Raw genomic sequence first — 11,072 nt, 5'->3', positions numbered from 1 at the left:
GCATGTTATCCGATTGCTTTGAATGTCCCAAGAGTGCGCTATTTGATCTCGAACAAATTCGTAAGCATTTTTTATAAAATCGACTTCGTTAGAAGATCTAGAAAATAATCCATCTGATAAATTGTTGATTGTCGGGTGACTGAAATCGATGTCTTCTGTTTCCTCCAAATAATCTTCTATATTATCCGACTCACACGTTATGTTCATAGCATAATGCCTCCAGTTATTAGTTTATTCTTAGGAATTATTATGCATTTAAATGAATTAATATACAACAACTAATTTCGTTCAACCGTTGTTGACCTAGTAGTTTTTATGACTGAATAATGAAATGCAATATGGTACAATAGAACGGATTATTATTGAGAAAATGCAATTATATACGGTAGAATATAGAAGTAAAGTGCTTTAAGAATTAACATAATTTAGTGGTTATAAAAATATTAGAAAACAGGCAGGAGTAGAAACGATGAAATGCCCTCATTGCAACAATGAATTAATTGAAGTCCCTTTATGTTACGGAATTGAAGCACCAGACTATTTTTACAAGGTGCCAGAAGAGCAAAGAACAGAGTTAATTAGAGATTTTTGCGTAATTGATGAACAATTTTTTTATATTAGGGGACACATTGAAATACCAATTATTGATAGTAATGAAAAATTTATATGGAGTGTTTGGGTTTCACTTAGTGGCGAAAATTTTTTGAAATCCAATGAATTATTGAATGTACAAGGAAGAGAAAACGAACAACCATATTTTGGCTGGTTGTCGACGGAACTTTCAATATATCCAATATCTACACTGTCGTTGAAAACAATGGTACATACACAAGAAGTTGGCGCCGTTCCGTTAATAGAACTAGAACAGACTGATCATCCACTTGCAGTTGAACAAAGAGAAGGAATTACAATGGAGAGAGTAATAGAGATTGCTCATTTAACAAATCACCACATGAATGATTGAATAGCCAATGAAAACTGACTTTTATGAACATCTATTTTCAATTGCAATGAGTGAATCGCAAATTTACGCAACAAAAAAACCACTTCGTTATCATGAATTAAGTGTCATGATATCAAAGTGGTTTAAATTTACAAAACGGGGTCTCGTATTGACCTCTAGATTAAACATCGTCTAAAATAGTCTATAAACCCAATAAGGATGCGGTCGAGAGGACTCGAACCTCCACGGCTGTTACACCACTAGAACCTGAATCTAGCGCGTCTGCCAATTCCGCCACGACCGCAAAACATGTTTTAACAAAAAATATCGTATCATGAGTAAGCTGGAATAGTCAACAATATTTTATAAAAATGGGGGAAAATGCTGTGGAGCAATTAGAGCAAAAAATCATGCAAGAAGGAATCGTCCTTAATGACAATGTATTGAAGGTGGATTCATTCTTAAACCATCAAGTAGATCCGCAGCTTATGCTTGCCATAGGTAAAACGTTCACTTCCCTATTCGAAGCGCAAGGAATTACGAAGGTACTTACACTGGAGTCTTCAGGCATCGCACCTGCGGTTATGGCCGCTCTGCAAATGAACGTGCCGTTAATATTTGCGCGTAAACGCAAGTCGCTGACACTTAAGGATGATCTCTATACCGAGAAAATCTATTCCTTTACGAAGCAAGAGGAAAGTGAAGTTACTGTTTCACGCAAGTTTTTGGCAGCTGAAGATCGTGTCCTCATTATAGATGACTTCCTAGCAAACGGCGATGCAGCACTTGGTTTGGCTCGAATCGTTGAGCAAGCGGGTGCATCGGTAGCCGGAATTGGCATCGTGATCGAGAAGGCGTTCCAGCCAGGACGTGAAAAGCTGATCGAGCATGGTTATCTTGTACATTCATTGGCAAGAGTGGCATCATTAGCAGGCGGAAAAGTAACATTTGCACCACATCCAGTCGCTCACGCTTAAACAACAAGTTGTATATAACTAAATTGTTCACAGAAATTTAAGTTCGAATAAATTATAAATAGGAATCAATGACAAGAGAGGCCTAAATCAGGTCTCTTTTTTTATATTTATAAGTTAGGTTTATGCTTCTGATATTATGCTGCATTCGCATATTTTCCAGCATTTTCACAAACAATAACAGCAAACGGTGAAAGGTGCGTGCAGCAATGAGCAGACAGCATAAATTAATTGAGGAAAGAGAAATACAGAAATTTCGTAAATTGAGATGGTCATCGGTTGCTAAGGCAGCTGCGGCAGTCATGCTGCTGAGTGCACTTTCAGCTGCTATGAGTCCGCTCAGCTATAATCATGTTTCTGCTCAAAGTTCAGCTAAAGGGATAAGTGCGGCTGCGCAGGTGGATGAACGGAAGCCAGTGGCAATCGTAATTGACGATTTTGGCAATAACATGAGCGGAACTGAGGAAATGATGAAGCTTCCAGTCAAAATTACAGCGGCGATTATGCCTTTTATGCCAACGACTAAGAAGGATGCAGAGGAAGCGTATAGGCTTGGCCATGATGTCATTGTTCATATGCCGATGGAACCGAACAAAGGGCTAAAAAGCTGGTTAGGCCCTGGAGCGCTCACAACTGATTTAAGCGATGCAGAGGTGCGTAAACGGGTAGAGGATGCCATTGACGATGTGCCTCATGCCATTGGGATGAATAATCATATGGGCTCAAAGGTGACAGCAGATGAGCGAATGATGCGAATTGTGCTAAGCGTGTGCAAGGAGCGGGGGCTCTTTTTTCTAGATAGCCGGACCACCTTCAAAACGGTTGTTCCCAAATTAGCCAAAGAGCTGGGCGTGCCGACTGTCTCCAATGATGTTTTTCTTGATGACGTTTATACCGTTCAGCATATATCCAAACAAATCGGCGTGCTTCGCAAGCATTTGGAGTCACATGACAGCTGCATCACGATCGGACATGTTGGAGCACCTGGGAAATATACATCCTCGGTTCTCCATCAGTCCATACCTGCGATGCAGCCTACCGTGAGATTCGTGAAGCTGACTGCGCTTATTGGCGGAGAATCAATGAACGATCCACTTGTATTGCCTAATCCCTGAAGCAATCGCTTCAGCAACTTCTTGCTGACGCTGCGGATCTGTCAGCATCGTACGATCATGCTCGCTGCTAATAAAGCCCATTTCTACGATAACAGCAGGGTCCTGCACCCTTCTAAGTAAATAAAACGGTTTTCCTTCCCTTGGGAGGAAAGCCGTATTTTGTTGTCGATTAAGCGCATCTTGTATGCAAAATGCAAGCAACGAGCTTTCACCGCTGCTCTGATGCAGCACTAGAGGGCCTTTCTGCATACTTTTCTTAGACCAATTGACATGCAAACTAATGAGCAGTTCACTTTCAATTTCATCGGTTAATTGCCGGCGCTGCGATAAATCTTTACGATGTCTCGAACGTGTATTATGCCAACGATTATCGTCACTGAGTGCATAGTCGCCGGTTCGATTGAGTATAGCCGGTATGTTTTGGCTTCGCAAAATAAAATACAGCTTACGCGCAACAGCTAAATTAATGTCCTTTTCTAAAATATCAGCTGATGAGGCTCCCCCGTCAATTCCGCCATGTCCAGCATCGATGATGACGACAGTTGACGGAAGCGCCCAGTCCTGATTGTAGCCTACCGGCAAAAGAGGCCATGCAAAAGCGCTGGATGAGCTGCTGGAAGCAGCCAGCCATACTACAACAAAGGTTAGTGCCATTTTACGAAACATGCTGATTGTTCCTCCAGATTTCTTTGACATACGGTTAGCGTGGCTGTTTGGAGGGAAACTCATGCATGTTTAGATTGGATGGTTAAGGGGCAAACTTAAATTATTAATTCATACGGTATTGAAAGGACTGATTAGCATGGCAAAAGGCGATGAATACGTAAAATTTATGACCGAAAAATTTATAAATTATATGGAGACACCAAGAGAAGAACGGAAACAAACCAACGTATTAGCCAAATCTCGGAGAGAGCCTTGGCTGACGCGTTGGTTCGGATGGGGACCAGTGAGTGTAATGTTATGGTGGCGCGGACGCGCTGAGCGTCATCGGTAAAAGTGACCAAGCTCGATTAAAAGCTGAAGGGGAATATAGCGGCGATCAGAACCATCCTCGCTTGCTTCAAGCGCGACATAGATTTGACCGTTATCCCATTTGTTATATCCGACGACAGACCAGACATATAACATCTGGCCATCAAACAGCTCAGCGGTAAAGCGGAGCTGTTCTTTGTTGTTTATTTTGGCAAAGAGAGGTGTGTAGGAATTGGAGCTCAATGTGATGGGTTTATTCGTTAGCCAGGGAAGCTTATCGAATGGATTAAATGACGGCAGTGAGACTTGTTTAATAAGGACTGCTTTCTGAGTGTTAAGTAATGGAGCCGCTTTATCAAGCTTAGTTGCGGCAGCATTTGTCCAATCTTCCTTCTTGGCAGGGAGCGATTCACCGCTGACAGCATCTGCATAATACGTTTCTTTCTCTGTCGTTATTTTCCATGCGGCAAGGAGAGGATGAACATATATTCGATCAATTTGGGTTGCAGGCTTTAGAAGCTCGAGCTGCTTAATCGCTCGTGTAAGTGTGCTTTCATCGAATAATGGATGACTGTTTGTTCCGTATTCGCCTAGTTGATATCCACCTGACTCCACCGCATTAATGACAAGATAACCGACAGTATTTTTATTTTGCATGACAAGCACAAGCCAGCTATGCGTTCCAGGGCCAATAGGAGAAACAATAAGTGTCGACTTCTTCCATGAGGCAAAAGAAGGCTGTACAGCCAGTTCTTCAACCCAGCGCTGCGCTTGCTGCTGAACAGGCTCATAAACGGTTGTAGGATTAGAAACGGCCGCAGCTGCTTGTGGCTGCAATCCGCCTGCATACAATACAATAGCGGTCAAAACACATGCCGCTGTAAGCTTGATGAATTTTTTTGGCATAATTAATCACCTCCATATCATTGTATAGGACAAGCTTTAAGAAGGCTGTTGCAACCTGTCGCGTAAGGGCGGCCTTGTGACCGCCTTTTTTTGACGTATTGCTGCGGATAACGTCAGATCTATGTCAATCGATACCCTCGAGATGAAAGATGCCGCAGTTAATGGCGGACGCAGTCACTCTAGGCTCATATTGCCATCTGATTTCGGATTGACGCTGAGCGAATTGCTCCTCAATCGCTGGTTTGTTTTCTTCGATTGCATTATTAACAAGCGGCTCGTAGTATCCGTTAATTCGATCAAGCTCTTCCTTCAACCTTGCTGATGCACTCTCAGCCCAGCTGTAATCATAGCTGCGAAGCTTGCGCTCCAGCGTTTGCTCTATGATGCTAAGCGCTTTATTGAAGGAGAGGCCATTTTTGGTGATGTGAATATTTGCAGGCAGGCGAGGCGTAAGCTTGTGCGTAAGCAAGCGATCGTAGAAATGCTCCACACATTGGCCAGTCGCGAGCGAGACACCGTAGCTATGAATTTCTTCGCGCTTGCGATCACAAGCGAACTCTACCCGCATATTGACAGACAGCCATGCGGTGTAAGGGGTCGAGGTAAAGGGATTGTTCGAGCGTTTGTCTGGCTCCTGAAACAAATGGACGAAGCTGCCCTTAGCTTTTGCAGCATCAAATATTTGCTCGAGCTTGCGTGCGCCAAAAAACAAGTCTTCACGCGGAATGCGAACGGGTGCCGCTAAGCTGCCGTGAATGAAGCCTAGCGAACGCCCAAGAGCGGCATTCGCTGCTGTATCTTGCGCGTTCAGCGCAGCATCCTGTTCGGTATTCACGACTTCAATTTTTTTGAGCTCCTCGGCAGCGTCATATTTATTCTTGTCCGTTACAAACAAGAATGTCATCGTCTCTGGTTCTGCGTCGACACGATCGACGAAGCTCCAGTAGTAGGGACGATTCGTAAGTTCACGGTCGGCGTGAGGAGAGAGCTTCACGGTGAAATGGCTTGGTGACTTTTCTAAAATTGAGCATTCGGTAGCTTCTAAATAGCGGTTTACAAATTTGTGCACCTGTTTTTCGTTCAAGGCTGCACCTCCACGGTTTGTCCAAGCGTATCCAAATTCACTAGCAGGTCGGGACTTGTCGGCAGCGGGTTTTCGCCTGTCAGCACCTCTTCACGAATGCGGCTGAGGGAGGAGCCCAAATGATTAATTTTTTGTTTTAAATCCGTATCGTTGCCCGATTCTAGCAGCATTCGAGCAAGTCGCTGCTCCAGCGAGCCATCCCCTTTTTCAAAGCGCTCCAAAATATGATCAAGCTCGCCAATAACAAGCTCGAACAGGTTTATTTTTTCATGCAATAGGTTGACGATATGCTCTTCAATGGTACCGATTGTGCACAGATTGTAGATTTTTACGTCTTCCGTTTGCCCAAGGCGATGCACCCGTCCAATGCGTTGTTCGACTCTCATTGGATTCCAAGGCAGATCGAAATTAATCATGTGGTGGCAAAATTGCAGGTTTATCCCTTCGCCGCCAGCTTCCGTTGCGATGAGGATTTGCGCGCGCCCGCGGAATAAATCCATCATCCAATCCTTTTTCCCGCGGTTCATACCGCCGCGATAAGGGACGGCAATCATATTTTGAGCACGGAAAAACTGCAGCAAATATTCCTGAGTAGCTCTGTATTCAGTGAAAATGATAACCTTGTCATCCATTTCTTTGACAAGCTCCATCGCTTTTTCTGCTTTGGTATTGGCTTTGATATTACGAATTTTCTCTACGAGCTCCCATATTTTTGGACGCATAGGGGAGTCCTCGGACGTTTTCTTAAATAGATTAACAAGCGTTAGAAAAACCGCATCGCGGCTGCTGCATACTTCACGCTGAAGCGTAACGAGTGAAAGCATGCTCGATAAATCGCCGCCGCTTTCTTCATACCGTTCCTTGACGAAGCCCGTCACCGCGTCGTACAGCGCTTTCTCTTCTTCTGAGAGAGTAAGCGGTATATTTTTGACAAAACGTTTCGTGAAATGAATGCCGCCGTCCCCGCGCCGATTCCGAATCATGACGCCAGAGAGTGCTTCCTGCAGCTGATCTTCATTTTTCGGAAGCCGCTTGTCGACAACAAAGTTTGCTGCAAATTCACTTTGACCGCCGAGCTGACCAGGCTTGAGCAGCGTAATGAGATTGAACAGCTCATCCATATCGTTTTGGATAGGGGTAGCCGTAAGGAGCAAGCAATATTTTTTTCGTAAAAGATTAGCAAACTGATAGTTCGTCGTTTTCTTGTTTTTCAGCTTATGTGCTTCATCGATGATGATGATGTCATAATCTGTTCCAAGCACAATCTCGCGATGCGGATCACGCTTTGCGGTATCGATAGAAGCGACAACTACATCATATCCCCATGTATGCTCTTTCTTCTGGGCTACGGCAGAGATGCCGAATTTCTGATTAAGCTCACGCACCCATTGAAGCACAAGGGAAGCGGGGACAAGAATGAGAATACGCTTAGCTAAACCGCGCACAATATATTCTTTGAGCACGAGTCCTGCTTCAATCGTTTTGCCAAGGCCAACCTCATCGGCCAAAATCGCACGGCCGCCCATCTCATGCACCACTTTGCGCGCTGTGCTGATTTGATGTGCCATAGGCTCGAAGGCTGGAAGAGATCGCAAGCATAACAATTCTTCGAAGCTTTCAATTCGTTTCGCTTGCTCGGCCTCCATAGCGAGCTGATATAACGTCCAATCATCCCATGGGCCGCCTTTTGTTAAACGGTTTTGCAGTTCTTCAAACCAAGAGCGGTCATGCTGCAGCTCAACTAAAGGATGAAGCTTGCGAGAAGTAAAGGCGGCAGTGCCTGCTTCACCTGAGGCAGCCTGCGGCGTCGTCTGAAATGTCATCTAGTACAGCTCCTTCCGCAGTAAAAGGGATAAGTTGTTATTAGTATTGCCTTTTCATCTAATATTAATAAGATGCTGCTTAAAAAAGAGGATGGACTAGCAATATAACGAGAGTGGGCATGTAAGCGGACAGGTTTGCTAAATTTCGCCACAAACGAGCATGTGAATCAATATGTAGTATAGTATAATGGTTTTATGACACAATATATTGTGCTAAAAGCATATCTGATCTTACCTATGCCTTCAGCACGTTAGTATGAGGGAGGAAGCAGCTGCGATGGAGATGTCTGGTGGAAATCGGCTTGAGGGCCTTAGTGAAAAAATCTTTTTGGATCGATATGCGTGGAAAAATGCAGATACGAGTAAAACGGCGATCGGCGATATCGTGCTTGTTCTAACGAAGGATGATCCGAAATTCCCTGTCAAGGAAGTCGGAGAAGTTATCGGCCGTGATGGCAGCAAGGTTACCGTAAAGCTTAGAAACGGCGAGCATGTGGAGTCTACAACAGAGAAACTTACGCTTACGATTGAGAAAACGCCTGAGGAAATGTGGGATCGTCTTGCAGATGCGATGGCATCCGTTGAAGATGGATCAGAGAAACAAAAGGAATGGCGAGACAAATTCAGATATTTATTAGATGATTGGAAGCTGGTTCCGGGCGGGAGAATTGCAGCGGGGGCTGGTGCTAGTGAAGAGCTGACGCTATTTAATTGTTATGTCATTCCCTCACCAAAGGATAGCCGCGGAGGCATCATGACAACACTCACGGAGATGACTGAAATTATGGCGCGCGGCGGCGGCGTTGGGATGAATTTATCTTCGCTGCGACCTCGAAGAGCGATAGTTGCAGGCGTGAACGGTTCATCGAGCGGTGCTGTATCATGGGGCGGGCTGTTCAGCTATGCAACGGGACTCATTGAGCAGGGCGGCAGCCGCCGCGGCGCCTTGATGCTTATGATCAATGATTGGCACCCGGACGTATTAGAGTTTATAACGGTCAAACAAACGATGGGTCAAGTGACCAATGCCAATCTGTCGGTATGTATCAGCAACGCGTTTATGCGGGCTGTAAAGGAAGATTTGGAATGGGAGCTCGTATTTCCAGATACCAAAGATATAGAGTATAACGAGCTATGGACCGGCGATCTGGATGCATGGCGCAAGCTAGGCAAAAAGGTTATCCCCTACAAAACGGTGCGCGCTCGTGAAATATGGCAAGCGATTATTGAATCCGCATGGAAGTCAGCCGAGCCAGGCGTTGTCTTTATGGAGTATTATAATCAAATGTCGAACAGCYGGTATTTCAATCCCATTATAAGTACGAACCCTTGCGGTGAACAAGGCTTGCCGGGCTGGGGCGTCTGTAACTTGTCAGCTATAAACCTATCGAAGTTTTATGATGAAGAGAAGCATGACGTTGCTTGGGATGAACTTGCTAAAGTTACACGCTGGTCTGTAAGATTCCTTGATAATGTCATCGACAAAACACCCTATCATTTTGAAGAAAATGAGCGCAATCAGAAGCTTGAGCGGCGTATCGGGCTCGGAACGATGGGACTAGCTGAGCTTATGATTAAGCTGCGCATCCGATATGGCAGCGCAGAGTCATTGGTTTTCCTAGATAAGCTGTATGGATTTATGGCTAGGGAGTCTTATTTGGCGTCTTCGGAAATCGCTGCCGAGAAAGGTTCGTTCCAAGCGTTTGAAGCTGATAAATATGTTCAGAGCGGATTTATGAAGCAATTGATAGCCGAATTTCCGGAGATTGGCGACAATGTGGCCCTGAACGGCATGCGTAATGTGACGGTCATTACACAAGCACCAACAGGAAGCACGGGAACAATGGTCGGAACGTCTACGGGAATCGAGCCTTATTTTGCATTCGAATACTATCGTCAGAGTCGTCTTGGTTTTGATAAACAAGATGTTCCGATTRCAGCGTCTTGGAAGGCGTCTCATCCGGGGGAGGAGCTTCCTGATTATTTTGTAACCTCGATGAGTTTGTCGGCAGAGGATCATATTCGGGTACAGGCGGCTATACAGCGCTGGGTAGACAGCTCTATTTCCAAAACAGCGAATTGCCCGGCAGATTTCACAGTGGAAGAAACAGGAAGATTGTATGAGCTTGCTTTTGAGCTCGGCTGCAAGGGTGTGACGATTTACCGAGATGGCAGTCGTGATGTTCAAGTTCTCTCAACGTCTTCAAAAGAAGAGAAAACAGAAGCATCATTTGATGCGGATTTGGTGGAAGCCGTTGTCCCTGCAGCCGTGCAACCTGAGCAGGAGCTGGATAAGCAGTATAAACGCAGACCGCAGGTGCTGCGGGGTGCGACCTATAAGGTGAACACACCATTTGGCATGGCTTATATTACGATAAATGATCTGAATGGCACACCAGCAGAAATTTTCTTGAACGTAGGCAAGGCAGGTTCGGATGTGTTTGCGATGGCTGAAGCATTAGGGCGTGTATGTTCGTTATTTCTGCGTTATGGCGATCATGGAAACAAGGTGAAGCTGCTCGTCAAGCATTTGAAAGGGATTGGCGGATCGGGGGCGATCGGATTCGGAGTCAACCGAGTGGAGTCCATTGCGGATGCCGTTGCAAAATCGCTTGAGATTCATATGGAGAATGGGACGGAGCAGGAGACGGCAGCGAAAATAGTGCAAAGAGAAGAAGCAGCAGCGTCTGCGGATTATACGGCGATCTCCAAAGCTGCTGTAGACACTACTTCCGTAGATTTGTGCCCCTCTTGCGGCTCGGCAGCGCTTATTAATATAGAAGGCTGCAAGCAGTGTACGCAGTGCGGTTTTAGCAAGTGTAATTGATAGGGTATAGAAATGAATTAGGCAAGCAAAAAAAGAGAACCTCATGGTTCTCTTTTTTATTTTGTGTAGTCTTTCCAATAATGCAAAAGAGTTAGGCTGGCTCTGGAAAGATATGATGACGCTCCAGCAGTGTCCACAATTGTTCGACGATATGGCTTAAAAGTCATATCGTCCCCGTATTGGCGATGAACGCAATTAGCATAACAAGCGATAATCAATTCAAAAAAATGGCGAAGAACAAAAAGCTGCTCATGCAAATGATTAATCGATGGGTCCCCTTATGAAATCGCAGCGTTAATGAATAAGTTTACCATTTTAAAACAAAAATCTAATGTTTTGACTCCACAGTTGGATGAGATTGCTCAGCAATTCAATGCCAAGTTTGTAGAAATAGCGAAACAAAACTAGCTTGATTTTCAAACAAA

Annotated in this window: 9 protein-coding genes, 1 tRNA gene and 1 pseudogene; 5 read left to right on the top strand and 6 right to left on the bottom strand. The window is 44.8% G+C overall.

What is annotated here, in order from left to right; translation table 11 throughout:
• Positions 1-207, bottom strand: a pseudogene (locus tag AC1DPK_RS26585) (transglutaminase-like domain-containing protein); the annotation flags it as partial.
• Positions 208-469: 262 nt separating this feature from the next.
• Between AC1DPK_RS26585 and AC1DPK_RS26580 the strand changes: the two are divergent.
• Complete coding sequence (locus tag AC1DPK_RS26580; protein WP_441882833.1) at positions 470-964, top strand: DUF2199 domain-containing protein; 495 nt, start codon at positions 470-472, stop codon at positions 962-964.
• A gap of 199 nt (positions 965-1,163) precedes the next feature.
• On the opposite strand, the gene AC1DPK_RS26575 is transcribed toward AC1DPK_RS26580, so the two are convergent.
• Positions 1,164-1,247, bottom strand: a tRNA-Leu gene (locus AC1DPK_RS26575).
• An 82-nt stretch (positions 1,248-1,329) separates the two neighbouring features.
• Here AC1DPK_RS26575 and AC1DPK_RS26570 point away from each other — a divergent pair.
• Positions 1,330-1,920, top strand: a complete 591-nt coding sequence (locus tag AC1DPK_RS26570) for a xanthine phosphoribosyltransferase (protein WP_441882835.1) — start codon at positions 1,330-1,332, stop codon at positions 1,918-1,920.
• Positions 1,921-2,126: 206 nt separating this feature from the next.
• Positions 2,127-3,032, top strand: coding sequence for a divergent polysaccharide deacetylase family protein (locus AC1DPK_RS26565; RefSeq protein ID WP_441882837.1), 906 nt, complete (start codon positions 2,127-2,129; stop codon positions 3,030-3,032).
• On the opposite strand, the gene AC1DPK_RS26560 is transcribed toward AC1DPK_RS26565, so the two are convergent.
• Positions 2,997-3,698 carry an N-acetylmuramoyl-L-alanine amidase family protein gene (locus AC1DPK_RS26560; RefSeq protein WP_441882839.1) on the bottom strand — a complete coding sequence of 234 codons (702 nt, stop codon included), beginning with the start codon at positions 3,696-3,698 and terminating at the stop codon, positions 2,997-2,999. The two genes, AC1DPK_RS26565 and AC1DPK_RS26560, sit on opposite strands and share 36 nt — an antisense overlap.
• Positions 3,699-3,834: 136 nt before the next feature.
• On the opposite strand from AC1DPK_RS26560, the gene AC1DPK_RS26555 reads away from it, so the two are divergent.
• Entirely contained in the window at positions 3,835-4,029 is a 195-nt protein-coding gene (locus tag AC1DPK_RS26555; RefSeq protein ID WP_339208618.1) for a YqzE family protein, read from the top strand.
• Here AC1DPK_RS26555 and AC1DPK_RS26550 read toward each other — a convergent pair.
• The 3 genes from AC1DPK_RS26550 to AC1DPK_RS26540 all read right to left on the bottom strand — a co-directional run bounded on the left by AC1DPK_RS26550 (position 4,020) and on the right by AC1DPK_RS26540 (position 7,820).
• Entirely contained in the window at positions 4,020-4,913 is an 894-nt protein-coding gene (locus AC1DPK_RS26550) for a hypothetical protein (protein WP_477512171.1), read from the bottom strand. The genes AC1DPK_RS26555 and AC1DPK_RS26550 overlap by 10 nt on opposite strands.
• A gap of 124 nt (positions 4,914-5,037) precedes the next feature.
• Positions 5,038-5,997: a YqhG family protein gene (locus AC1DPK_RS26545; protein WP_441882845.1), complete on the bottom strand. Its 960-nt coding sequence runs from the start codon at positions 5,995-5,997 to the stop codon at positions 5,038-5,040.
• Positions 5,994-7,820: a DEAD/DEAH box helicase gene (locus AC1DPK_RS26540; RefSeq protein ID WP_441882847.1), complete on the bottom strand. Its 1,827-nt coding sequence runs from the start codon at positions 7,818-7,820 to the stop codon at positions 5,994-5,996. Before AC1DPK_RS26540 ends, AC1DPK_RS26545 begins: the two co-directional genes overlap by 4 nt.
• 277 nt (positions 7,821-8,097) lie before the next feature.
• Between AC1DPK_RS26540 and AC1DPK_RS26535 the strand changes: the two genes are divergently transcribed.
• The gene (locus AC1DPK_RS26535; protein WP_477512170.1) at positions 8,098-10,647 is read left to right on the top strand and encodes an adenosylcobalamin-dependent ribonucleoside-diphosphate reductase; all 2,550 of its coding nucleotides are present in this window, start codon (positions 8,098-8,100) and stop codon (positions 10,645-10,647) included.
• Positions 10,648-11,072 lie beyond the last annotated feature (425 nt).

Source organism: Paenibacillus sp. 01T424, assembly GCF_056398745.1.
This window is presented reverse-complemented; position numbering and strand designations above follow the sequence as displayed.